Annotated in this window: 28 protein-coding genes; 11 read left to right on the plus strand and 17 right to left on the minus strand. The window is 73.9% G+C overall.

All coding sequences use genetic code 11. The features are described from left to right. Positions 1–104 precede the first annotated feature (104 nt). Positions 105–674, minus strand: coding sequence for a helix-turn-helix domain-containing protein (locus ACPC54_RS20665; RefSeq protein WP_498966585.1), 570 nt, complete (start codon positions 672–674; stop codon positions 105–107). A 99-nt stretch (positions 675–773) separates the two neighbouring features. Here ACPC54_RS20665 and ACPC54_RS20670 point away from each other — a divergent pair, with 99 nt between their 5' ends. Continuing rightward, a complete protein-coding gene (locus ACPC54_RS20670; RefSeq protein WP_498966587.1) occupies positions 774–1,616 on the plus strand; it encodes an alpha/beta fold hydrolase in 843 nt (280 codons plus the stop codon). Between the two features lie 21 nt (positions 1,617–1,637). On the opposite strand, the gene ACPC54_RS20675 is transcribed toward ACPC54_RS20670, so the two are convergent. Beyond that, positions 1,638–2,165 carry a GNAT family N-acetyltransferase gene (locus ACPC54_RS20675; RefSeq protein ID WP_498966588.1) on the minus strand — a complete coding sequence of 176 codons (528 nt, stop codon included), beginning with the start codon at positions 2,163–2,165 and terminating at the stop codon, positions 1,638–1,640. A 33-nt stretch (positions 2,166–2,198) separates the two neighbouring features. Next, positions 2,199–2,849, minus strand: a complete 651-nt coding sequence (locus ACPC54_RS20680; RefSeq protein WP_498966590.1) for a pyridoxamine 5'-phosphate oxidase family protein — start codon at positions 2,847–2,849, stop codon at positions 2,199–2,201. Between the two features lie 320 nt (positions 2,850–3,169). Here ACPC54_RS20680 and ACPC54_RS20685 point away from each other — a divergent pair, with 320 nt between their 5' ends. Continuing rightward, the gene (locus ACPC54_RS20685; RefSeq protein ID WP_498966591.1) at positions 3,170–4,030 is read left to right on the plus strand and encodes an NmrA family NAD(P)-binding protein; all 861 of its coding nucleotides are present in this window, start codon (positions 3,170–3,172) and stop codon (positions 4,028–4,030) included. A gap of 30 nt (positions 4,031–4,060) precedes the next feature. Here the strand turns inward: ACPC54_RS20685 and ACPC54_RS20690 are convergent, their stop codons facing one another. Then, positions 4,061–4,930 (minus strand): helix-turn-helix transcriptional regulator, encoded by an 870-nt coding sequence (locus ACPC54_RS20690; protein ID WP_498966592.1) that lies wholly within the window; start codon positions 4,928–4,930, stop codon positions 4,061–4,063. A gap of 474 nt (positions 4,931–5,404) precedes the next feature. Here ACPC54_RS20690 and ACPC54_RS20695 point away from each other — a divergent pair, with 474 nt between their 5' ends. Together ACPC54_RS20695 and ACPC54_RS20700 are read left to right on the plus strand one after the other, a co-directional pair. After that, positions 5,405–6,229 (plus strand): slipin family protein, encoded by an 825-nt coding sequence (locus ACPC54_RS20695; RefSeq protein ID WP_498966593.1) that lies wholly within the window; start codon positions 5,405–5,407, stop codon positions 6,227–6,229. Positions 6,230–6,364: 135 nt separating this feature from the next. Beyond that, positions 6,365–7,729, plus strand: a complete 1,365-nt coding sequence (locus ACPC54_RS20700) for an FAD-dependent oxidoreductase (RefSeq protein ID WP_498966594.1) — start codon at positions 6,365–6,367, stop codon at positions 7,727–7,729. A 94-nt stretch (positions 7,730–7,823) separates the two neighbouring features. Here the strand turns inward: ACPC54_RS20700 and ACPC54_RS20705 are convergent, their stop codons facing one another. Then, the gene (locus tag ACPC54_RS20705) at positions 7,824–8,441 is read right to left on the minus strand and encodes a TetR-like C-terminal domain-containing protein (RefSeq protein WP_498966596.1); all 618 of its coding nucleotides are present in this window, start codon (positions 8,439–8,441) and stop codon (positions 7,824–7,826) included. 246 nt (positions 8,442–8,687) lie between these two features. Here ACPC54_RS20705 and ACPC54_RS20710 point away from each other — a divergent pair, with 246 nt between their 5' ends. Further along, complete coding sequence (locus tag ACPC54_RS20710) at positions 8,688–8,912, plus strand: hypothetical protein (protein WP_498966597.1); 225 nt, start codon at positions 8,688–8,690, stop codon at positions 8,910–8,912. Positions 8,913–8,977: 65 nt separating this feature from the next. Here ACPC54_RS20710 and ACPC54_RS20715 read toward each other — a convergent pair whose 3' ends face one another. From ACPC54_RS20715 to ACPC54_RS20740, 6 genes are all read right to left on the minus strand, one after another. Beyond that, the gene (locus ACPC54_RS20715) at positions 8,978–9,613 is read right to left on the minus strand and encodes a hypothetical protein (RefSeq protein WP_498966598.1); all 636 of its coding nucleotides are present in this window, start codon (positions 9,611–9,613) and stop codon (positions 8,978–8,980) included. A 77-nt stretch (positions 9,614–9,690) separates the two neighbouring features. Further along, positions 9,691–10,077 carry a nuclear transport factor 2 family protein gene (locus tag ACPC54_RS20720; protein ID WP_498966599.1) on the minus strand — a complete coding sequence of 129 codons (387 nt, stop codon included), beginning with the start codon at positions 10,075–10,077 and terminating at the stop codon, positions 9,691–9,693. A gap of 230 nt (positions 10,078–10,307) precedes the next feature. Then, the gene (locus ACPC54_RS20725; RefSeq protein ID WP_498966600.1) at positions 10,308–10,691 is read right to left on the minus strand and encodes a helix-turn-helix transcriptional regulator; all 384 of its coding nucleotides are present in this window, start codon (positions 10,689–10,691) and stop codon (positions 10,308–10,310) included. 240 nt (positions 10,692–10,931) lie between these two features. Continuing rightward, positions 10,932–11,441, minus strand: coding sequence for a hemerythrin domain-containing protein (locus tag ACPC54_RS20730; RefSeq protein WP_498966601.1), 510 nt, complete (start codon positions 11,439–11,441; stop codon positions 10,932–10,934). Positions 11,442–11,670: 229 nt separating this feature from the next. Then, entirely contained in the window at positions 11,671–13,158 is a 1,488-nt protein-coding gene (locus ACPC54_RS20735; protein WP_498966602.1) for a protein kinase domain-containing protein, read from the minus strand. 377 nt (positions 13,159–13,535) lie between these two features. Beyond that, positions 13,536–13,994 carry an SRPBCC family protein gene (locus ACPC54_RS20740; protein WP_498966603.1) on the minus strand — a complete coding sequence of 153 codons (459 nt, stop codon included), beginning with the start codon at positions 13,992–13,994 and terminating at the stop codon, positions 13,536–13,538. Positions 13,995–14,110: 116 nt separating this feature from the next. Here ACPC54_RS20740 and ACPC54_RS20745 point away from each other — a divergent pair, with 116 nt between their 5' ends. After that, the gene (locus tag ACPC54_RS20745; protein WP_498966604.1) at positions 14,111–14,749 is read left to right on the plus strand and encodes an endonuclease; all 639 of its coding nucleotides are present in this window, start codon (positions 14,111–14,113) and stop codon (positions 14,747–14,749) included. Between the two features lie 82 nt (positions 14,750–14,831). Here the strand turns inward: ACPC54_RS20745 and ACPC54_RS20750 are convergent, their stop codons facing one another. From ACPC54_RS20750 to ACPC54_RS20760, 3 genes are read right to left on the minus strand one after another with little or no spacing between them, the layout of a single operon-like run. Further along, complete coding sequence (locus ACPC54_RS20750; RefSeq protein ID WP_498966605.1) at positions 14,832–15,563, minus strand: metallophosphoesterase family protein; 732 nt, start codon at positions 15,561–15,563, stop codon at positions 14,832–14,834. Continuing rightward, on the minus strand, positions 15,560–15,814 hold the full coding sequence (locus ACPC54_RS20755) for a hypothetical protein (protein WP_498966607.1): 255 nt from the start codon (positions 15,812–15,814) through the stop codon (positions 15,560–15,562). The genes ACPC54_RS20750 and ACPC54_RS20755 overlap by 4 nt, the downstream gene beginning before the upstream one ends. Further along, the gene (locus ACPC54_RS20760; RefSeq protein ID WP_498966608.1) at positions 15,811–16,470 is read right to left on the minus strand and encodes a nucleotidyltransferase family protein; all 660 of its coding nucleotides are present in this window, start codon (positions 16,468–16,470) and stop codon (positions 15,811–15,813) included. Before ACPC54_RS20760 ends, ACPC54_RS20755 begins: the two co-directional genes overlap by 4 nt. Positions 16,471–16,640: 170 nt before the next feature. Between ACPC54_RS20760 and ACPC54_RS20765 the strand changes: the two genes are divergently transcribed. Both ACPC54_RS20765 and ACPC54_RS20770 read left to right on the plus strand, forming a co-directional pair. Next, complete coding sequence (locus ACPC54_RS20765; protein ID WP_498966609.1) at positions 16,641–16,964, plus strand: plasmid stabilization protein; 324 nt, start codon at positions 16,641–16,643, stop codon at positions 16,962–16,964. A 77-nt stretch (positions 16,965–17,041) separates the two neighbouring features. After that, a complete protein-coding gene (locus ACPC54_RS20770; RefSeq protein WP_498966610.1) occupies positions 17,042–18,043 on the plus strand; it encodes a PHP domain-containing protein in 1,002 nt (333 codons plus the stop codon). Positions 18,044–18,220: 177 nt separating this feature from the next. On the opposite strand, the gene ACPC54_RS20775 is transcribed toward ACPC54_RS20770, so the two are convergent. Further along, the gene (locus ACPC54_RS20775; RefSeq protein ID WP_498966611.1) at positions 18,221–18,571 is read right to left on the minus strand and encodes a helix-turn-helix transcriptional regulator; all 351 of its coding nucleotides are present in this window, start codon (positions 18,569–18,571) and stop codon (positions 18,221–18,223) included. A 183-nt stretch (positions 18,572–18,754) separates the two neighbouring features. Here ACPC54_RS20775 and ACPC54_RS20780 point away from each other — a divergent pair, with 183 nt between their 5' ends. The 3 genes from ACPC54_RS20780 to ACPC54_RS20790 all read left to right on the plus strand — a co-directional run bounded on the left by ACPC54_RS20780 (position 18,755) and on the right by ACPC54_RS20790 (position 19,988). After that, on the plus strand, positions 18,755–18,922 hold the full coding sequence (locus ACPC54_RS20780; protein WP_498966612.1) for a hydrophobic protein: 168 nt from the start codon (positions 18,755–18,757) through the stop codon (positions 18,920–18,922). A gap of 138 nt (positions 18,923–19,060) precedes the next feature. Further along, the gene (locus ACPC54_RS20785) at positions 19,061–19,711 is read left to right on the plus strand and encodes a HemK2/MTQ2 family protein methyltransferase (protein WP_498966613.1); all 651 of its coding nucleotides are present in this window, start codon (positions 19,061–19,063) and stop codon (positions 19,709–19,711) included. Between the two features lie 64 nt (positions 19,712–19,775). Then, positions 19,776–19,988, plus strand: a complete 213-nt coding sequence (locus ACPC54_RS20790) for a CDGSH iron-sulfur domain-containing protein (RefSeq protein WP_498966784.1) — start codon at positions 19,776–19,778, stop codon at positions 19,986–19,988. Here ACPC54_RS20790 and ACPC54_RS20795 read toward each other — a convergent pair. Together ACPC54_RS20795 and ACPC54_RS20800 are read right to left on the minus strand one after the other, a co-directional pair. Then, a complete protein-coding gene (locus ACPC54_RS20795; RefSeq protein WP_498966614.1) occupies positions 19,950–21,041 on the minus strand; it encodes an iron-containing redox enzyme family protein in 1,092 nt (363 codons plus the stop codon). The two genes, ACPC54_RS20790 and ACPC54_RS20795, sit on opposite strands and share 39 nt — an antisense overlap. 142 nt (positions 21,042–21,183) lie before the next feature. Next, complete coding sequence (locus ACPC54_RS20800) at positions 21,184–22,101, minus strand: SigB/SigF/SigG family RNA polymerase sigma factor (protein ID WP_498966615.1); 918 nt, start codon at positions 22,099–22,101, stop codon at positions 21,184–21,186. Positions 22,102–22,496: the final 395 nt, after the last annotated feature.

The raw sequence follows: 22,496 nt of genomic DNA on the forward strand, positions 1-22,496 counted from the left end.
CTTGTCCGTGCGTCCCGAGGGTCGCGGCCGCCCGGCCGCCCGTGGCCTGGATACCAGGCCGTGCCCGTCGCGTCCACGGGTGCGGCGGGTCTTCCGGCGCGCGGTCAGGATTCCGCGCCGGGGGCCCGCTCGGTGGCGCCGTCCTCGGGCGGGGCGGCGGTCGGGAAGATGACCGGGCTGAGCAGGTACGGCTCCCGGCCGGGGGCCGGCCGGTTGGCCAGCCGGGGCGCCAGGACGTTCATCAACTCGCCGCCCAGTTCGGCGAGTTCGTCCGGGCTGAGCCAGAAGGTGCCCTGCTTGTAGGACACGCCCTGGGTGAGCGGGTCGGCGCCCTCGCTGTCCAGGTAGGCGTTGAACTCCGCGATCAGGACGGCCATCGCGGCCGCGAAGCCCCGGCGGTGGTCGTCCGTGGTCATGGCGGCGGCGTCCACGGCGGGGCGCCCGGCGCGGAGCCGGTAGTGCCGTTCGACGGCGCCGCGCACCCGCTGTTCCCGCGCCACCTCCAGCACGCCGCCCTCGGCGAGCAGGGCGACGTGCCGGTAGACGGTCACCTTGGACACCCCGGTCAGCCGTTCGCACAGCTGGGCGGTGGTGAGCACCCGGCCCCCGGCGAGGGCGTGCACCACGCGCAGGCGCACCGGGTGGAGGAGCAGGTCGGCGTAGTCGAGGTCCATTGCTCCACGATTTCACATCGGATACCTTTATCAAAGATGAAAACGGTGGAGCCGGCGCCCGGGCCGCATGCCCGGGCGCGGGCGGAACGGGGAGGCACCATGCGCGAGCAGAGCGGGCGGCCGGTGGTCGTCAACGGGCGGACCGTCCACGTCGAGGAGTCCGGCCACGGCCCCGACCAGGTGCTGTTCGAGGCCGGCCAGGGCCTCGGCCGCACCTCCTGGGACGCCGTCCGGCCGCTGCTGGACGACCGGGCCCGGCTGGTCGCCTACGACCGGGCCGGCTTCGGACGCAGCCCGCGCGCCGACGCGCCGCTGCGGCTGGACGAGCTGGCGGCGGACCTGGTGGCACTGGCCGACGCCGTCGTGCCCGGCCGCTTCGTGCTGGTCGCGCACAGCATGGGCGGCCTGGTCGCCCGGCTCGCCGCCGAGCGGCTGGCACCCCGGCTGCGCGGCCTGCTGCTGGTCGACCCCACGCCGGAGACGGCGCCGTCGTACGACGCGGTCGACGCGCTCGCCCAGCGGGTCGACCGCACGCTCGCCGTCGCGCAGCCGCTGGTCCGCTTCCGACCGGTGGCCCGGCTGCTCAGCGGCAACGTCCGGAAGGTCTTCCCGCGCGACACCTACGCGGCCATGCTCGCCGAGGACTTCGTGCCGGCCGGGATCGCCCAGACCCGCCGTGAGTTCCGCGCCGTCGCCGAGGCCGTCCCACGGCTGCGCGCCCACCCGCCGACGCCCGCGGCCTGCCCGGCCGTACTGCTGTCCGCCGACCGACCGCGCCGCGGCGGCGAGCGCGGCCACCCGGCCCTGCAGGAGCACCAGCGGCGGCTGGCCGCGGCGATGCCGCACTGCCGCTACGAGCGGGTCGACGCGGGGCACTTCATCCAGGCCGAGCAGCCGGAGCTGGTCGCCGCCCGGGTCCGCGAACTCCTGGGCGGGGCGTGAGGGTCGGCTTTGGCAGGAGCCTCAGCGGTGCTGCTCGCGGTTCCAGCCGAGCACCAGGAGGGTCTGCGGGCGGCTGCGGACCAGGCCCCTCCTGGTGTGCAGCGACTGGAAGCCGCTCTTCTCCGCGACCCCGCGCCACGCGGTGTCCGTCTCGTCCACCTCCACCTTCAGGCAGGGCAGGTCGGCTTCGTTCCGGGCCCAGTGGCTGAGCAGCCGGACGGCCCGGGTGGCGAGGCCCTGGCGGCGCCGTTCGGGGAAGACCCGGCAGGTGAGCAGGGTGCAGGCGTGCAGCCGCCGCGCGAGTTCGACCAGCCCGACCGGTTCGTCGGTGACGGCGTCCGCGATCACCAGCGGCACGCGGCGGCCGACCTGCCGGGCCTCCCACTCCCGCACGTACCCGGCCGGCATGCCGTCGAACAACCGCTGCCGCGCCGGATCGCGGCCCGCCTCGACGGCCTCGGCGTCGGCGGCGCACTGCGGACGCAGGATCACCACGCCGTCGGTCAGGGGCTGTGCGGGGGCGATCAGGGGAAGCGGCGCGGGGATCATCCGGTGATCTTACGAGTGCACGGCCGGGGCCCCTCAGCCGGCGACCAGCCGGCGGCCGCTGATCTCGTCCGGCCGCACCCGCACCCAGCGGGGCCGGTCGCCGCCCGCCCAGGGGGCGGCGCCGGGCAGGCCGGAGAGGCGGCCCAGCTCCTCCGGGTCGTCGACGTAGTGCGCGGAGCCGAGGGCCAGGACGCTCCAGCCGCGCCCGAGGAGTTCGTCGATGCGGTCGACCTGGAAGGACAGCGCGGCGCCCTCGGCCGGGGCGGTGGCGGTGCTCTCGCCGGTGCGGTAGGCGAAACTGCCGTGGTCCACCACGTAGTTGACGGGGTAGACGACCGGCGCGGGCCGCACCGGCAGGGCGATCCGGCCGACGCCGTGGGCGCCCACCAGGTCCCAGCACTCGGGCTCGGTGAGGGTGAGCAGCCGGGGGCGCGGCCCGGGGCCGGACTGCCCGGGCGGGGCGTCCGGGCGTCCGGTGAGCAGTTCGTCGCGGCCGAGGCCGAGCGCGGCGGCGATCCGGACGAAGCCGCCGGGGTCGAAGGCGGGGCCGGCTTCGAGCAGGTGGGCGAGGTAGCGCGGGGCCATCGCGGCCTGATGCGCCAAGGAGTCCTCGCTGAGGTCGAGTTGGCGGCACCGGTCGGTGATCCGGCGGGCCACGGCGGCGGGGTCGGTGGTGTCGTTCACGGTGTCGGCTCCTCGACTGGCCGGGGGTGCCCCGGGTCGCGTCGCGGGGCGCGCGCGACCACCGCGGACGGGGTCGCCCGCGGTGGTCGCGTACGGACGGTGACCGGGCCGCCCCCATCCAAGCGCCCGACCCGCGACAAGTCGAGCAACGGGCGGGCGCCGTGGCGTGTCGGGATCGGACACGAACCGTCCCGCCGGCCGCCCGACCGTCCGTGACCGCCCTTGATCCACTCCGGGTGGACTGCGATCATCCGAGCTGACGAGATGATCTGACTGACGCTTCATCAACTGTGCGTCGGTCACGGGGAAGGGAACGAATCGTGATCGTCGTGACGGGAGCCACCGGTACGGTCGGCGCCAAGGTCGTCGAGGGGCTGCGCGAGCGCGGCGAGGCCGTCCGGGCCGTGGTGCGCCCCGGCTCGAAGGGACTCGCCGAGTGGGGCGACGCGGTCGAGCGGGCGGAGGCCGACTTCGCCGACGCGGCCGCGCTGGACGCCGCGCTCGCCGGGGCCGACACGGTCTACCTGCTGGTCGCCGTCCACCCGGAGATGGCCGCCCACGAGCGGAACGTGATCGACGCGGCCGTCCGCACCGGCCGCCGCCCGCGGATCGTGCTGCACGCGGCGGCCGGGGTCGAGCAGCGGCCCGAGGGCGTCCGCTTCGTCGGCGCGCACGTCGCCGGGCTGGACCACCTGCGGGCCTCCGGTCTGCCCTGGACGGTCATCGCGCCGAACGGCTTCCACCAGAACTTCCTCGGGATGGCCGGGGCCGTGCAGGCCGGGAGCCTGGCCGTGCCGGGCGGCGCCGGCGCGGTGTCGTACGTGGACGCCCGGGACGTCGCGGCGGCCGCCGTCGAGGTGCTGGCCGGCGCCGGGCACGAGGGCGCGGTCTACACCCTGACCGGCCCGGAGGCGCTCACCCACGGCGAGCTGGCCGAGCGCCTCGCCGCCGTCGCGGACCGCCCGGTGGCGTACACCGCCGTCCCGCCCGAGCAGGCGCTGGCCGGGATGCTGGCCGCGGGCTGGCAGCCGTGGCGGGCCGAGGGCATGGTCGAGCTGTACGGCCTGTACGCGGCCGGGCACGCCTCGGCGGTCAGCCCGGACGTGGCGCGGCTGACCGGCCGTCCGCCGCGCTCCTTCGCCGAGTTCGCCGCCGAGCACGCGGCCGTCTTCCGGGGCTGACGCCGGCCCGGCCGGCCTCACCCGCCGGCCTCACCCATCGGCCGGGCCCGCCGCCACGCGTGCGGCGGCGGGCTCCGCCGCGACGGCGCGGGCCAGCCGGTGCAGCGCCCGCTCGTCCTCGGACCCGGACTCGGCGGTGTACACCGCGATCACCAGGTCCGGGCGGTCGGCGACCTGCAGCGCCGCGCCGGCCAGCCGCAGCAGGCCGATCCCCGGGCAGGCGAGCAGCGTCGTCGTGTGCCCGTTCTCCAGCACCACCTGCTCGCCCCAGAGGCGACGGAACTCCGGGCTGTGCTCGCGCAGTTCGCGGATCTCCCGGGCCAGCGCCGCGTCCCGGGGCCACTTGGCGACCTCGCTGCGCAGGAAGCCCACCGCCTCCCGCGCCTTGGCCTCCCAGTCGACGTAGAGCTGCCGCGCGCGCGGATCCCCGAAGACCAGCCGGCCGACGGTGCGCTCCTCGGGCCGCAGCCGGGAGAAGTCGACGAACACCGCCGCGGCGAGCCGGTTCCAGGCGAGGATCGCGCCGCCCGGCCCGACCAGGTACGCGGGGGTCCGGGCCATCGAGTCCAGCACCGGCTGGAGGCCGGCCAGCCCCTCGGACGGGAGCCGGGGCTGCTCGGCGGCCTCCGGCCGGGCCAGGCTGCGCAGGTAGCGGCGCTCCCCCGGGCTGAGCCGCAGGGCGTCGGCGACCGCGTCCAGGACGGTGTCCGAGACCCGGGAGGCCTGCCCGCGCTCCAGCCGGGTGTAGTGCTCCACGCTCATCGCCGCGAGCCCGGCGACCTCCTCCCGGCGCAGGCCCCGCACTCTCCGCACGCCGTGGACCGGCAGCCCCACCTCGTCGGGGCGCAGCCGCGCACGCCGGGATACCAGGAAGTCGCGGAGAGCCGAGGGTAGGTCCATGCCGGCGATTGTCTCCGTACGGACAAGGGCCGTCCAGAGGCTCCGCCCATGCTCCGGCCCGCGCTGCCAGGGCACGCTCTGACCTCCCTCGCGGGCGTCGCCGTCCGGCATCCTCGTCCTACCGGCCCCACCCCAGAGGGGGCCGGGCCACCCTGCGGGGCCCACGGGGTAAACCGGGCCCTGCAGGGAACGGGGGACGGGGGGAAACGGGGGACGGGGGGAAACGGGGGACGGGGGAAACGGGGGACGGCAACGGGGGAACGCCGCGGCCCGCACCACCGGTGCGGGCCGCCGCCGTACGCCCGCGCGGGCCGGGCGCCCTGACGCGCGGTCACCGCCGCGAAGATCCGGCCGCACGGCCCTGTCCGTCCGGGCCGCCCGCGCGCATACTGGCCTGCGCGGCTCGCACCCCTCGCGACAGGGCCACTCCGGTCCCGGCCGGGCTGCGCCGCGTACGGGGGAGGCCGAACGACCATGGCAGCGCTCGTGATCGTCGTCGTACTGGTGCTGTTCCTGCTGGCCACCGGTGTCCGGGTGGTGCAGCAGTACGAGCGGGGCGTGGTGTTCCGGCTCGGCCGGGTGCGCGGGCAGGTCCGCGAGCCGGGGATGACCCTGCTGGTGCCGATCGTGGACCGGATGCGCAAGGTGAACGTCCAGGTCGTCACCATGCCGGTGCCGGCCCAGGAGGGCATCACCCGGGACAACGTCTCGGTGAGTGTGGACGCGGTGCTCTACTTCCGGGTCTCCGACCCGATCCGGGCCACCGTCGACGTCCAGAACTACCACTTCGCGATGCTGCAGGTCGCCCAGACCTCGCTGCGCTCGATCATCGGCAAGAGCGAGCTGGACGACCTGCTCTCCGGGCGCGAGAACCTGCACCAGGGCCTGGAGGTGATGCTGGAGAGCCCGGCCACCGGCTGGGGCGTGCACATCGACCGGGTCGAGATCAAGGACGTCAGCCTGCCGGACTCGATGAAGCGCTCGATGGCCCGTCAGGCGGAGGCCGACCGCGAGCGCCGGGCCCGGATCATCACCGCGGACGGCGAGTACCAGGCCGCCGCCAAGCTGGCCGAGGCGGCGACCAGGATGGAGCAGACCCCGGCGGCGATGCAACTGCGGCTGCTGCAGACGGTGGTGGAGGTGGCGGCGGAGCGGAACTCGACGCTGGTGCTGCCGTTCCCGGTGGAGCTGCTGCGCTTCTTCGAGGCCGGGGCCGACCGCGGCGCGGCGCCGGTCGCGCCCGTTCCCTCCCCCGTTCCGGCCTCCACTCCGGCCGAGGCGCGGACCGAGACCGCCTGACGCTATTCCCGGTGGGGCCATAGAACCGCTCTATGGCCCCATAGGCCGGCACCGACTACACCCCCGCCCGCGGGCCCGGTTTGCTGCACAGGTATAGTCCAGAGACCGTTGCGCCTGCCCGGAGGATCTTCCACCATGCACCGCCCGATCAGGGTCGCGATCGTCGGAGCCGGCCCTGCCGGCGTCTACGCCGCCGACGCCCTGCTGAAGTCCGACGCCGCCCAGACCCCCGGGGTCTCGATCGACATGTTCGAGCGGATGCCCGCGCCCTTCGGCCTGATCAGATACGGCGTCGCGCCCGACCACCCGCGGATCAAGGGCATCGTGACGGCCCTTCACCAGGTGATGGACAAGCCGCAGGTCCGCCTGTTTGGCAACGTCGATTACCCGAACGACCTCGCGCTGGACGACCTGCACCGGTTCTACGACGCCGTGGTCTTCTCCACCGGCGCGATGGCCGACCGCGCGCTCGGCATCCCCGGCATCGAGCTCGACGGCTCGTACGGCGCCGCCGACTTCGTGTCCTGGTACGACGGCCACCCGGACGTGCCGCGCACCTGGCCGTTGGAGGCCGAGAAGGTCGCCGTCCTCGGCGTCGGCAACGTCGCGCTGGACGTGGCCCGCATACTCGCCAAGACCGCCGACGAGCTGCTGCCCACCGAGATCCCGCCGAACGTGTACGACGGCCTCAAGGCCAACCGTGCCGTCGAGGTGCACGTCTTCGGCCGCCGGGGCCCGGCGCAGGCCAAGTTCAGCCCGATGGAGCTGCGCGAGCTGGACCACTCGCCGAACATCGAGGTCATCGTCAACCCCGAGGACATCGACTACGACGACGGTTCGATCGCCGAGCGCCGCGCCGTCAAGCACGTCGACCTGGTCGCCTCGACCATCGAGAACTGGGCGATCCGCGACGTCGGCGACCGCCCGCACCGGGTCTACCTGCACTTCTTCGAGTCCCCGACCGAGGTCCTGGGCGAGGACGGCAAGGTCGTCGGCCTGCGCACCGAGCGCACCGAGCTGGACGGCACCGGCAACGTCCGCGGCACCGGCCGGTTCACCGACTGGGACGTCCAGTCGGTCTACCGGGCGGTCGGCTACTACTCGGACGAACTGCCCAAGCTGCCCTTCGACGCGATCTCCGGCACCGTCCCGCACGAGGCCGGCCGCGTCCTGGACGGCGACGGCTCGCACCGCACCGCCACGTACGTGACCGGCTGGATCAAGCGCGGCCCGGTCGGCCTGATCGGCCACACCAAGGGCGACGCCAACGAGACCGTCGCCTGCCTGCTGGAGGACCACGGCGCGGGCCGGCTGCCCGGCGCCGTCGAGCCCGACCCGGCCGCGGTCGAGGAGCACCTGCGCGCCCAGGGCGTCCGCTACACCACCTGGGACGGCTGGAAGCAGCTCGACGCGCACGAGCGGGCCCTCGGCGCGGCCCAGGAGCGCGAGCGGGTCAAGGTCGTCGAGCGCGAGGACATGCTCCGCCACAGCGGGGCCTGAGCCCGACGCGCCGGGGGCCCGGCTCGTCCCTCCGTGGAGGGACGCGCCGGGCCCCCGGCCTGTCCGCGCCTTGTCCGCCGCGGTGGCCGGGCCGTCAGGGGCGGACGACGGGCAGCAGCACCTCGTCCACGATCGCCGCGGGGTCGATCCGCTCGGCGTCGCCGCCGCACATCTTGATCCGGTACAGCATCAGCGCCGGCACGACGTCCGTCACCAGCGGGGTCACCGATCCGGGCCGCACCTCGCCCCGGGCGGCGCCGCGCGCCAGCACCTCGCCTACCAGGTCGGTGGTCGGCTCCACGACCCGCTCCAGCACGATCGCCAGGAAGACGTGCGCCCGCTGGTGGTCCAGCTCGGACATGATCGCCCGCATGGCGGCGCCCACCTCGCTGCACATCGCGGCGCGCAGCCGGGCCACCACCTCCAGCAGGTCGCCGCGCAGGCTGCCGGTGTCGGGGGCCGGGCCGGCCTGCGGCAGGCTGGCGCGCAGCGCGTCCTGCACCAGCGCCTCCTTGCTCGACCAGCGGCGGTAGAGGGCGGCCTTGCCGGTCTGCGCGGCGGCGGCGACGCCCTCCATGGTCAGCCGGGCGTAGCCGTCGGTGGTGAGCTGCCGGACGACCGCCTCGAAGATGGCGCTCTCCAGCGCCTCGCCGCGCCGCCGCAGCGGGGCGGTGCTCGCCGGTCCGAGCGCGGTGCCGGTCTCTGCGGTCATGACTGCGCGCCTTCCTCGGGTCCCGTCCGTTCCATCCTCCCCCTCTGCCCCGGTTGCACCGGAGCACTCTCGATGTTAGTGAACGAACTCTCCCCGACCCAGTCACGGAACCCGTTTCGGCCGGGACCGGAGCGGGAGCGCCTCCGGGCCCGGGGCGGCCATTCGACCGGGCCCGGTCCGGTGGCCGGTCGGGGCGGCGCGGGTTTGCATGGGGTGACCGCGCCCCTGCGATCCGGAGGTCGAGCCGTGTACGAGATGTGGGCCGAGCACGACCCGGCGGTGTCCCCGCCGGCCGTGGTGTGGCACGTGATGGCGAAGGGCGACGCGAGCGCGTCGCTGTGCGGGCGGCTCCTCGAACCGTCCCAGCGGGTGGTGCCCGCGATGGACGGCGAGGCCCCGGCGGCGCCGGACCGCTACTGCGATCCCTGCCTGCTGACCGTCCGCGAGGCGCTGGCGAACACCGGGCACTGACCCGGGCGCCCGCGGCCGGTCTGTGGCCGGTCTGTGGCCGGTCAGCAGGCCGGTCAGCGGGCCGGTCAGTGGCCGCCGCGCGGCGGCTCGCAGCCGGTGCCGTCCGGGTAGCCCGCGTAGGACTCCACGGTGGTGCCGGTGCCGCTCATCGTGCCGCTCAGGCAGATCCGGCCGTCGCCGGCGGTGAAGGCGACGCCGTTGTCGCCGAGCTGCTGGACGTGCACCTGGGCCGCCGGGTAGCCGAGGCCGGTGAGCAGGCCGCGGGTGCCGTCCGGGGTGAAGTCGCGGCGCGCGCGCAGCGGTTCGAGCCCACCCCGGACCCGGTGGACGGCCGCCAGGCCGTCGCAGCGGCTCTGGCCGTGCAGCGGGATCGGCTCCCGGAAGCCGTGGTTCTCGGCGTAGTGGTCGGTGACGGGCGGCGTGGCCGGTTCCGAGGGGTCGGCGGTCCCGGTCCCGGTCCCCGTCCCGGTCCCGGTCGCGGTCGGCGTCGGCGTCGGCTTGCCGGGCGGGGTCGGGGTGGGGGTCTCGCCGGGGCACGGGAAGTCCGCCGGGATGCTCGGCGTGGCCGCGGTCGCGGTCCGGCTCGGCGTCTTCAGGGCGGTGGGCCCCGCCGCCTGACTGCCGCACCCCGCCACCAGCACGGCGAGCACGGCCACGGCCAGGGCCTTCGGGCGCCCCCGCCCGGATTCGTTCGTCCTCATCCCGTGATCATGGCGCGGTGCCGGGCCGGGCGTCATGAGTATCCGTACTCAGCCGCCCGGAACCGCCGGTCGCGCCGTCAGCGGCCGAGGGCGCGGGCGATGGGGAGGGTGTCGGAGGTCTGGCGCAGCCGGGCGATCCTGCCGTCGCGCAGGGTGAAGAAGTGCGCGAAGCGGGACTCCACCGGCTCGCCGCCGGTCGTGACGCCGACGTAGCGGCCGAGCACGATCACCTCGTCACCGGCTTCGAAGTACGCGTCGCCGAGGCAGCGGAACTCGCGGAAGTCGGCGAGGAACGGGAAGAAGTCGGCGATGATCCGGTCGAGGCCGTCGTACACGCCGCCCCGGGGGAAGCCCTCCGCCACGTCCCAGCGGGCGTCCTCGGCGACCACGGAGCGGATCACGTCCAGGTCGCCCTTGGCGTCGTAGAAGCGGCGGACGGTGTCGATCTGCGGGGAGTCGGGCATGGTGGGTCCTTCCTCGCGCGGACGTGACGCTGCGCCGACGAGACTACTCCCCACCGTGACGACCGGTGCGGGAGTTCCGGAATGCGGCCCGATTGCCGGAAGGACCGCTCGCCTCCCCCGCCATTGCCGCCTCCACCGTCGCCCGGCGGCGGCCACCCGCGCACAGCCTCCGCCGCCTGACCGGCTCTCCCAACGGGCGACCGGGCCCGGCCGCTCCGGGCTGCCCTCCCTCACGGTCGCCGGCCCGCCGCACTTCCTTCGGGCCGGCCTCCGGCAGACCGCGCACCGAGCGCACCGACGCGTCCGCCGCCGCCGACGCCGCCCTCGCGCAGCAGCACTTCCAGCAGCTCCGCGAGGGTGGGCCCGGCGTCCGCCGGATGGCGCAGCTGTTTGCCCGCGATCACCTGGTAGCGGTTGACCCGTCCCCGGCGCTCGTGGCTGAGGTAGCCGGCGTCCTCCAGGTCGGCGATGATCCGCTGCACGGCCCGTTCGGTGAGCAGACAGTCGGCAGCGATGTCCCGCATCCTGATGCCGGGATCACGGGCGATCTGCACCAGGACCCGGGCGTGGTTGGTGAGGAAGGTCCACCCCTGGCCCGCCGGACGGTCGGTCATGATCCCGGCCTGCGGACGGTCCGACGTCTTCGCGGAGCCGCGAGGACGCGACGAACGGCGCCGGCGGCGCATGCGGGCGTCGCGGCACCTCCGGAGCGGATGCCGCTGAGGAGCTGGGGAGCGAAGGTCTTGACCATGGTGTTCCTCCGACACGGCTGCCGCGGGGCCTGCGGGTGGCGGGCCGTGGCCAGGGCGAGCGGCCGCAGGTCGCGGACGGCCTGCTCGGTCGGCGGGGCCGGGTCAGCCCTCCAGCGCGTCCGCGATGCGGTGCAGCACGCCGCCGCCGGTCGGATGGCGCGGCGCGGTCTCGCGCACGGCCCGCATCCGTTCGCCCAGCTCCCGCAGTTCCGTGCGGCCGAGCGCGGCCCGAACCTCAGGGAACCAGTCCTCTTCCTCCCGCTCGATGTGCCGCTCGACCGCGTCGATGAGGACGGCGGTCTTGGCGTCGTAGCCCTCGTCGCCCGGGGCCATCCGGCTCAGCTCCTCGCAGAGCAGGTCGGCGACGTGGTGCTCCTGTTCGGCCTGCTCCATCTCCTCGGCGAGCCCGGGCAGTTCCTGACGGATCCTGGGGTAGACGAGTTCGTCCTCCAGGTAGGTGTGAACGGTCAGCGACTCGATGATCCGTTGGACCGTCCTGGCCCGTGCGGGGTCGTTGCCGCCGTCACCGTCGGCGAGCCCCCGGTACTCGCGGAACAGGCGGCGGACCTCCTTGTGGTCCTCCCGTAGCAGGACAATGGCATCGTTCGACATCGCTGCTCTCCTCCTCGTCGGCTCCCCCGCCGGTCGGCGTGTCCCCAGCCTGGCCCGGGCCAAACGCGGGCGGCCGCCGGCATGGCCGTCGCCACTCCCGAGCGGCCGCAGTGGCATGGGCCAAGCACTCGCACCCGCCCTCGAAGCGCTCGGCGACTTCCACGAGGAGGGCCGTCTCTCGTGGCGCGGAGTGCGCTCGCGGCGCGGGTGCGGTTCCGTTTCCACCGGTTCAAGGTGCTGAGATGGCAGGAGGGTTGTACAGGTCGACCATCGTGCGCACGGGGAGCGGCAACCAATCGCCTGCTGACGGGCCGTTCCGGGACAGCAGTTCGAGTACTTCGGTCGCACTCGGACGGCGTCTGGGATCGTAGTCGAGACACAGGGTGATGACACCGGCGAACCGAGCGGGCAACAAGCCGAGGGCGGATTCCAGGGATTCGCCGTCCGGGAGCGGCGCGGCTCCGGCGGCATGGCACAGCACCACGCCGAAGGCGTAGAGATCCGTGGCATGGGTGATCGGCGCGCCGGTGAGCTGTTCCGGAGCGAGGAACCCCTGCGTGCCGAGGACATAGTTCGTACTGGTGAGTCCGATGCTGTCGAGGGCGCGAGCGATGCCGAAGTCGATGATGCGGGGTCCCGCGCTGGAGATGATGATGTTGCTCGGCTTGAGGTCGCGGTGGACGATGCCGCGGGCGTGGATGCGCTCAAGCGCCTCGGCGACACCGACAGCGAGGGTGTGCAGGGTCCTCGGCGGCAGGGCGCCCTGCTGGCCGAGGACCTCGTGCAGTGATGGGCCGGGAATGTACTCGGTGGCCAGCCAGGGCGGGTCGCCGAGGGGATCGGCGTCGACGACCGACGCGGTGTGGAACCCACCGACGAGGCTTGCGGCTTCGATCTCGCGGGCGAAACGCTTCCGGAAGGTCGAGTCCGCGGCGAGCTCCGACCGGATGACCTTGAGCGCGACCAGGCGCTGCCCGGGCGACTGGCCGAGGTAGACCGTGCCCATCCCGCCTTGCCCCAGCACCGCCGTCAGGCGGTAGCGGCCGATACGGCGAGGATCCTCCTGCCGCAGCGGACGGTGCCCGGGGACCATTCCCGACCGCACGAGCGGCTGCGGTGAACCGGTCGCCGCTCCGTTCCCATGTGCCGGGGCGACGGGCACCCTGAACTGGTCGGCGCGAACCTGCTCCGGCATCGAATCCGGGATGAAGGTAGGCAACGCGTCCACCTTGCACTCGACTCGGTGGACCCGGATACCCCAGCGGGCGGTGTCCCGATCAAGCGCGGCGCGCAGGTCTGCGGTGATCTGCTCCCGGGAGGCCAGGGCCCGTTCGAGGTCCATGCCGTCGATGGTGCGACGCATCGTCGCGACGGTGAGTTGCTCGATCGCCTGGACGTAGCTGGTCACGCCGTAGGTGGCGGCCCTTGCGTCCGACACCTGGTAGAAGACAGCGATGTCGATGTCGATACGTCGGTTGTCCTGCGTGACCAGCTGCTGCTGCGGAACCGCCATGACCTGTTCGCGCAGGTCGACCCGGAAGCGAAGGCGGTCGATGAACGGGATGACGAAGTGCAGACCGGGGTTGAGCGTGCGGCTGTAGCGCCCGAAGCGCTCCACGATCGCCGCGCTGGCCTCCCGAATGATGTAAACCGCTTTGAACAAGACCCTGATGGCGAGTGCCACCAGAACGATCAGAACGATGAGGACCGGCTCCACAGCGGCTCTCCCACTCCTCCGGTTGCTCCACCCTGACGCCAGTTCGCGCCGGGCAGCAGTCTTCCAGAGAGCTACCCAATGACGGGATCGTCTTCACGAACCTGAACTGACCAGTGAGCACTGAACGTTGCGGCGAGCACGGCTGTGCCGACGTTCACGCCGGCTTCGGTGGGAACTGGGTGGTTCGTGGTGCGGGAATGCCCAGGCCGACGACGGGCCTGCGGGTGATTCGCTCTGTTTCGTCTCCTTTCGAACGCAGGAGCGCGAGGGTGAGGTGCGGGCGCAGGAGCCGAGTTCGGCCTTGTGCTTGTCGAAGCGTTCCTCGAACTCCTTGTTGGTCGAAGTGACCAGCGCGCCGCACCCACACCGCGCACGGGTCATCCCGGGCTGATCCGGCCGCGCCAGCCGCCCTCCTCCCGGCCGCGTTCCTCGATGAACTCCTTGAAGCGCTTCAGGTCCCCCTTCACCCGCCGGTCGACCACGCCCATCACGTCGCCGGCCTTCTCGGCCATGCCCTCGGGCCGGAAGTCGATGGCCATGTTGACCCGGGTGTGCAGGTCGTCGAGCCGCTGGAAGGTCACGACGCCCTTCTGCTCCACCTCGCCGTCCATCGTCCGCCAGGCGATCCGCTCGTCGGGCTGCTGGTCGACGATCTCGGTGTCGAACTCCCGGCTCACGCCGCCGATGCTGGTCCGCCAGTGGTTGTGGCGGTCGTCCAGCTGCGTCACCGACTCGACGCCCTCCATGAAGCGCGGGAACTCCTCGAACAGCGTCCACTGGTTGTAGGCGGTGTGCAGCGGCACACCGACGTCCACGGACTCCTTCACCATGCTCATCTGCAGCCTCCTCGCACAGTGCGGCCGGGTCGTTCCCGGCCGGTCGCGCGTGTGCCCACCCGGGGGAGGCGTAACCATCCCACCGGGCCCGGAGCGATGACGGAGGTGCTCACACCATGACGGTCGACACGATCACGTCCCGGCTGCTCACCGAGTACGGCCGGACGTACGCCGAGGAGGCCGGCATCACGCTGCGCGACAAGCCCTCGCCGCTGTACCGGCTGCTGGTCCTGACCGTGCTCTGCTCCATCCGGATCAGCGCCGGGACGGCCACCGCGGCGGCCCGGGAGCTGTCCGCCGCGGGGTTGCGCACGCCCCGCGCGATGGCGGACTCCCGGTGGCAGGACCGGGTGGACGCGCTGGGCCGGGCCCACTACGTCCGGTACGACGAGAGCACCGCGACCGCGCTCGGCGAAGGGGCGCGACTGGTGCTCGACCGCTGGCACGGCGACCTGCGCAGGATGCGGGACGAGGCCGACCGCGATCCGGACGCCCTGCGGGGGCTGCTGCGGGAGGTCCCGCGGATCGGCCCGGTCGGCGCGGGCATCTTCTGCCGCGAGGTCCAGGCGGTCTGGCCGTGGCTGCGCCCGTTCTTCGACGACCGCGCGTGCGGCGCGGCCGAGGACCTCGGACTGCCTCACACCCCGGCCGCCCTGGGCGGCCTCGTCCCGCCGAAGGACCACGCCCGGCTGGCCGCCGCGCTGGTCCGGGTCAGCCTGTCGAAGGACGCGCCGGCTGCGCTGCGGGCAGCGTGAGCGTCCGCGGCGCTCTGGCCGTCGCGCTCTCCTCCCGTGTGCCCTGCCCGGCGGCTGCCAGGACACGGGCGGCCGAATCCGGTCAGTCGGACCGGGCGTGCAACCGGTAGAGCGCGAAGGCCCGGCCGATGACGGGCTGGGCGACGTTGCGCACGCGCACCCCGCAGGCGGTGAGGCCGCGCTCGGTGCCCAGGTGCGCGTGGCCGTGGACGGCCAGGTCGGCGCCGGCCCCGTCGATCGCCTCGGCGAGCAGGTAGCTGCCCAGGAAGGGGAAGATCTCGGGCAGCTCGCCGGCCAGGGTGTCCGGCACCGGGGAGAAGTGGGTGAGGGCGATCCGCAGGTCGCACTCCTCGGCGGCCAGCCGGTCGAGCGCGTTGCGCAGGCCGTCCGCGCACTCCCGGCTGTGCCGGATGAAGGCCTTCATCTCGGGCTCGCCGAACTCCCCGCCGCTGCGGCCGGCGAAGCCGCCGCCGAAGCCCTTGGTGCCGGCCACGCCGACGAGCCGGCCGTCCACCCGCAGGGCGGTCGAGGTACGTTCCAGCACCCGCACGCCGTGCGCGGCCAGGATCCGGGTGACCTCGTCCGGCCCGCCGGCGTCGTAGTCGTGGTTGCCGAGGACGGCGATCACCGGCACCGGCAGGCCGCCGACCTCCTCCCCCACCACCAGCGCTTCCTCGGCGGTGCCGTGCCGGGTGAGATCGCCGGCCAGCAGCAGGACGTCCGCCAGCTCTCCCAGGGTGGCGAAGGCGGGTCGCAGCAGGCCCCGGCTGTCCGGGCCGAGGTGGATGTCGCCGACCGCGGCCACCCGGATCACGGCAGGTCCTCCACCCCGCTCGGCGGGTGGCCGTCCGCGAGCGCGATGTCGGTGTGCACCGTCAGTCCGGCCATCGCCTCGCCCACGATGCGCTCGACGGCCGCCCGGCGCCGCTCGTTCAGCACGGTGCCGCGCACCGTGACGCGGGAGCCGTGCAGCTCGATCCGCAGTCCGAGTTCGCCGGCCTCGTCGTCGGCGAGCCGGTCGCGCAGGTGGGCGAGTCGGTACTCGGTGTCGTCGGCGCCGGTCATCGGACGGCCTCCTCGGGTTCGATCACCTGGAGCCGTTCCAGGAGGTACAGAAACGCGGCCGGCATCGGCGCCTCGCCGCGGTCCGCCCGGACTCGCCGCCAGTCGACCTTCTCCCGCAGCGGCCGCACCACCGAGAGCACCGCGCCGAAGTCGCAGTGGTGCTCGGAGAACGCGGCCAGCAGGCTGCTGACCAGGTCGGTGGCGGACAGCACCGGCATGTGCACCGAGTCCACCGGCAGCACCTCGGCGCGCTCCAGCAGCTCCGAGGTGACCGGCCGCTTGGCGAGTTCCAGGATCAGGTCGATGTCCTGCCCCAGGCAGCGGGCCTTGACCAGCCAGTCCTCGGGCGGCAGGAACACCTGGAGTCCGGCCTCGCGCAGGGTGTGGGTGACGGCCTCGGCGTCCTCGCGCCGGATGCAGAAGTCGGCGTCGTGCTGGAGCCGTACGTCGGCACCGTGCGCGTAGGCGGCGACCCCGCCCGCCAGGGCGAACGGATGGTCCCTGGCCTTGAGCAGCGAGCCGATCCGCTTCGCCGCCTCCAGGATGGCCTGGGCGCGGTCGGGCGGCAGGCACCCGCCCGGTCCGTCCAGCGGCCAGTCCTCCGGATCGGGGCGCACCGGACGCGGCGGATCGGGGTGTTCGACGCGTCGGTCCATCGCGGGCTCCTCCTCGGGGTCGTTCGGCCGCTCCAACGGCTACCCCGATGCCGCGGGTTCACGCAGCCGGAGGGCGCTCCGCCCCGGCCGGGCAGGGCCGGATGATTTCCGGCGATTCGTCCGGGTACACGCCGCCGGGCAACAACCGGACGAAGAGAGGAGGAGCAGCCATGCCCCGAGGATCCAGCCGCAAGCGCGAGCGGCAGTACGAGCACATCAAGGAGAGCGCCCTCGACCGAGGTGAGAGCGAGAAGCGGGCCAAGGAGATCGCCGCCCGGACGGTCAACAAGGAACGCGCCCGGCACGGCGAGTCGAAGACCGCGAGCCGCACGTCGACACACGACATGTCGTCCGGTCGTCGCGGCGGGCAGCGCTCGCACCAGGGCTCCCAGGGCCCGACCTACGACCAGCTGTACAACGAGGCGAAACACCGCAACATCAAGGGCCGTTCGAAGATGAACAAGCGCGAGCTGGCCCACGCGCTCGGCCGTTGAGCGCGGCGACCGCCGGGCGCGCAGCCGCCGAGCGCGCGCCCGGCGAGCGCTGACCCGGTCGGCCTGTCATGGACGCCATGGACCCGGCGACGGCGCTGCGCCGGATCGCCTTCCTGCTGGAGTGGAACGACGCCTCGCCCTACCGGGTGCGGGCGTTCCACACCGCGGCCGACGCCGTGCGCGCGCTGCCGCCCGGGCCGGTGGACGCCGCCCGGGCCCGCGGCCTGCCGGGCGTCGGGCCGGTCACCGCCGAGGTGATCGCCCAGGCCTCCACGGGCGCCGTCCCGCGCTACCTCGCCCGGCTGGAAGCCGTGACGGGACCGGCCGCGCGGGCCGGGTGGGAGCTGGCGGCGGCCGCCCGGGGCGACTGCCACCTGCACTCCGACTGGTCCGACGGCGGCCACCCGATCGAGGAGATGGCCGAGGCCGCCCGCATGCTCGGGCACCACTGGGCCGTACTCACCGACCACTCACCCCGCCTGGCCATCGCCCACGGGCTCGGCCCCGAGCGGCTGCGGCGCCAGCTCGACGCGGTCGCGGCCCACAACGCCGGGAACGGGCCGTTCCGGCTCCTGACCGGGATCGAGTGCGACATCCTGGAGGACGGCTCGCTCGACCAGGAACCCGAATTGCTCGGTCGGCTCGACCTGGTGGTGGCCTCGGTGCACTCCAGGCTGCGGTCCGACCCGGAACCGATGACGGCCAGGATGCTGACGGCGGTCCGAGACCCACGCACCAACGTGCTCGGGCACTGCACCGGACGGATCGTCACCGGCCGCGGTCGGCCGCCGTCCCGCTTCGACGCCGCGGCGGTGTTCACCGCCTGCGCGGCGGCCGGGACGGCGGTCGAGATCAACTGCCGCCCCGAACGCCGGGATCCGCCCGACGAGTTGCTGCGGGTGGCCGTCGAGGCGGGCTGTCTGTTCGCCGTCGACACCGACGCCCACGCCCCGGAGCAACTGCACTGGTTCACCTCCGGCTACGCCCGCGCGGCCCGGTTCGGCCTCGACCCCGACCGGCTGGTCACCACCTGGCCGCGCGAGCGCCTGCTGGCCTGGGCGCGACCGGCTCCCCGCTGACCCTCACGGGCCGGTCAGCAGCGCGACCACCGGCCGGAAGACCGCCGGCCCCACCGCGGCCAGGACGGCGGCATGCCAGGTGCGGAAGTCGACGGCGGACAGGCCGGTGCCGCTGTGCTCGCGCAGGTGGCCGTTGAGCCGCCCGGCGGCGACGCGGACCGGGGCGGACGCCGCCGGTCAGGGCCCGCCGGCGTCCAACGTGCCGGGCGCCGGGGCCCGTTTGCCGTCGACGGAGCGGCGCAGGAGGATGGCGAGGAACTCGGCGACGGTGGGACCGGCGTCGGCGGGGTGGCGCAGCTGTTTGCTGGTGAGGACGCTGTAGTGGTTGGTGCGGCCTCGGCGCTCGTGGCGCAGGTACCCGGCCCGTTCGAGGTCGGTGATGATGCGCTGGACCGCGCGTTCGGTGAGCAGGCAGCTGGTGGCGATGTCACGGACGCGAATGCCGGGGTCGCGGGCGATCTGGACCAGGACCCGGGCGTGGTTGGTCAGGAAGGTCCACTGCCGATCGGTCGCGGTTCCGTCGTCCATGTCTCCTACGATAGGCCGCTCCGCTTTCACGGTTGCCGGAACACGAGACCGAATTCCTGTCTCGACGGACGCGGATGTCATGGAATACGCGAAACCGGAGTCGCGCGTACCTGCATGGATCGGTCCGGGTGGGGCACACGCCGTGTCCGAAACATCCGCAACCCCACGGAAGGGTCGATTCCCGTGCTGATACTCGTCCTCGTCCTGCTCCTCGCCCTGATCCTGGGCGGCGCAGGCTTCGCCATTCACATCCTGTGGTGGATCGCGCTGGCCGTTCTCGTCATCTGGGTCCTCGGCTTCGTCTTCACCGCCGGAGCCGGCGGTGCTCGCGGCCGGTGGTACCGATGGTGACCAGCCACAACTCCTGAGTCGGGGCACGCGGCGGCGCGAACGGGGCCAAGCGCTCCTGTTCACGGTCCACCCCGACCCGCCGGACGGAGAAGCCATGAACGGCCCCGAGGCGTTTCCGAGCGAACGGTGCGCCGAACCATGCGGCTGATCAGGCCGCCGGGCGTCTACCGCCCCCAGGGCGACACCGAGTTGCTGGTCTCCTGCGTGCGCCGCGAGCGGATCGACCCGGACAGCCGGGTGCTCGACCTGTGCACCGGCACCGGTGCCGTCGCGCTCGCGGCCGCGCAGGAGGGGGCCCGGGTGACGGCGGTCGACCTGTCCGCGCGCGCCGTGGCCACGGCCTGGCTCAACGCCCGGCTGCACCGCAGCGGGATCCGACTGCGGCGCGGCGACCTGCTGGCCCCGGTGACGGCCGGGAGCTTCGACCTGATCACCGCCAACCCGCCGTACGTCCCGGCCGCGCCGACGCGCCGCGGCCGCGGGCGCGGGCTCGCGTGGGACGCGGGGCCGGACGGGCGCCTCGTGCTGGACCGGATCTGCCGGGAGACCCCGCCGCGGCTGGCCCGCGGCGGCGTGCTGCTCGTTGTGCAGTCCTCCCTCGCGAACGTCCCCGCCACACTGGCGGCGCTCGGCGCCGCCGGACTGCGGACGACGGTGACGGCGCGGCGTCCGCAGGCGTTCGGGCCGGTGATGACGGCGCGCGCCGCGCTGCTCGAGGAACTCGGCCTGATCGTCCCGGGCGAGCGGTGGGAGGTCCTGGTGGTGGTGCGCGGTGTCCGGGAGCGCTGACCGGTCCACCACCCGGGTGGTCGTCGTGCCCGGTGGTCCGCTGCTGGTCGAGGGACCGGTGGAGGTGGTCCTGCCGGGCGGCGAGGTCAGGGCCTCCGAGCGACCGGTGGTGGCGCTGTGCGTCTGCCGCCGGAGCCGGTGCTACCCGTTCTGCGACACCAGCCATCGACGGCACGCTCGCCGGGAGCGCCGCTCGACGGGCGACGGTTCGAGCGCCCGCCGTTCAGGAAGCGACGGCTCAGGAGGCGCTGAGGACGGCGGGCTCGCCCAGGGGTGAGCGCAGGGAGGTACGACCGGCCCGCCAGCAATCGAGCAGGTGGCCCGCGAACCGGCCGTCGACGACCTGCGCGGCCGCCAGGCCGAACGCGATGTCCGGCGCCAGATCCGGCTCGGCCGCGATCAGTTGTTCGACGACCCCGTGACGGACGAGCTGTTCGTGGACGGCGTCGGCCTCGACGTGTTCGCGGTAGAACAGTGTCCCGTCCGGCCCTGCGCCCAGGCGCTCCAGCGCGGCGGCGAGCCGGGCGGCACCGGGCGGAGAGGTGATCTCCAGGGCGGCGAACTGCCCGACCGCGGCGCCGCGCAGCGCGCGGTGGAGGCCGAAGAGCGTCATCAGGTTGACCGCCGCGAGGGAGACGGCCGGGACGACGTCCAGGTAGTGCGCGTAGGACGGATCGAGCCCGAAGGCTTCCATCATCCGCGCGTACAGCCCCGCGTGCGCCCGGTCGGGGCGCCCGGCGCCGTACTCGTCGTAGAGGATCGTCATCAGGACCGCCTGGGCCGGCCCGTGGATCCTCGGCACCACCCACACCTGCGGGTCGGCCTCCTTGAGGTGGTAGACGGAGCGGTGCACCAGGTACTCGCGGACGTGCCGGGCATCGCCCTCGTCGAGCAGGAAGCGCGAGGGCCCGGTACCGCCCGGCGGCTCCGTCAGCAGCGCGTCCAGGGCCTCCGGAACCGGCGGGACGGGCTCGGCCTCCGCACGCACCGCGGCGAGGAACGACCGCTCCAGCGCCTTCCGCAACAGCAGCAGTTCGGGCTCCCACTCCCAGCCGGGGTGGACACCGGCCAGGCCCCGGTCGTGGAGTTCGTAGCACAGGTACAGCGCGAGCTGGTGGTCCTCGCCCCACGGGTCGGTGAACGGGCCCGGCGGAGTGAGCAGCCGCCCGGCGCCGGGCGGTCCGGCCCGCAGCAGGCCCAGCACCGCCGCGGACAGCGGGCCGCGCGGGCCGGACAGGCCGGTCACCGGCCGCTCCTGCCGTCCGCGGGCGTCGGCCGTCCCCTGGCGCGGCGCCGCGGTCGGTCCGAGGTGTTCGATGCGCTGGTCCACTGGATCTCCCGAGTCGTCCCGGTCTGCCCGGCCGGGCAGCCGGCCGGATCGCTCCGGCGGGTACCCCGCCGGCCGGCGTTCACTCGGCGTGGGGCAGGAGTCCGCCGTCCCCGGTGCCCTCCCCCACACCGCTCCTCGGTGATCACGTACCCGTCTTCGGCTGCGGTGGGCCGTCCGGACGGTCCTCGGGCGGCCCGTCCGACCAGCCCGGGGCCTCGCGGTCCTCCAGCCGCTCGCGCAGGCCGGCCAGTACGGCGCTGAGCAGGCGGGAGACGTGCATCTGGGACACGCCGATCCGTTCGGCGATCTGCGATTGGGTCAGACCGTCCCAGAAGCGGAGCTTGAGCACCGTCTGCTCCCGCTCGGGCAGTTCGGCGAGCAGCGGGCGCACTGCGGTGCGGAAGTCGGCGAGCGCGATGCCCGGGTCGCAGCTGCCAAGGCGGTCGAGCATCGCGCTGCCGCTCTCGTCGCCGTCGTGCTCGCGCAGCGCGTCCAGGGAGCTGGGGCGGTAGACCCGCCCGGCCATCAGCCCCTCGACGGCCTGCTCGACGCTCAGGTGCAGGTCCTCGGCGATCTCCTCCGGGCGGGGGAGGCGGCCGAGTTGCTGCTCCAGCCGGTCGGAGCCGCGGGCGACGGTCAGGTAGAGCTCCTGCATGCCGCGCGGCACGCGCACCGGCCAGGAGGTGTCGCGGAAGAACCGCTTGATCTCACCGGCGATGGTGGGGATGGCGTAGGTGACGAACTCGACGCCGCGGTGCGGGTCGTAGCCGTCTATGGCCTTGATCAGGCCGATCGTGCCGACCTGGAGGATGTCGTCCATGTCCTCCGGCCGGTGGCGGAATCGGGCCGCGACGAAGCGGACCAGCGGCATGTTCAGCTCGATGATAATGCCGCGCACGTAGCTGTACGCGTGCGTCTCACGGGCGAGACCGGCCAGGCGCTCGAACAGCGCGTCGCTGAGCTCACGCGCCTCGAACTTGCCCATCGTCCGCAGCTCGGCCTTGGTGTAGGGAGGCGGCAGGTCGGGCGACGGCCGGCCGGACGGGGTCACGGCGGTCATCCGGTCAGAAGGGTCCTGTGTCACGAGGGGGATGGACACTTGTTGCTCCTGGGCATCGGGGCGATCGCCCGGCGTCACGGACGAGCCCCCCGCTCGCGCGCCGCGGGCTTCCTTCCCCAGGACCGGTGCCCGGCTTCTTCAAGCGACGGTCCCGGTGGCACCCGGTGGGTGCCGGCGCGGCCGCCAAATCTGCTACGACCGCTGCACCATTCGTCCTACCCCGACAGGTGACATCGAATTCACGTTTTGCCGGACTTATTTCGATTCGCTCCGATACGCGCACCGGCGCGGCGGTCCCGGGAGGGACGGGTTCCCCGAAGCTGCCGTTCGCGGCGGCTCGGGCGGGTACGCCGGTCCCGCCGGGGCACACGTGCGGGGGACCGAGGAAGGAACGA

This window comes from Kitasatospora sp. NPDC094028, assembly GCF_049543595.1.
In the GTDB taxonomy this organism is placed as follows: domain Bacteria; phylum Actinomycetota; class Actinomycetes; order Streptomycetales; family Streptomycetaceae; genus Kitasatospora.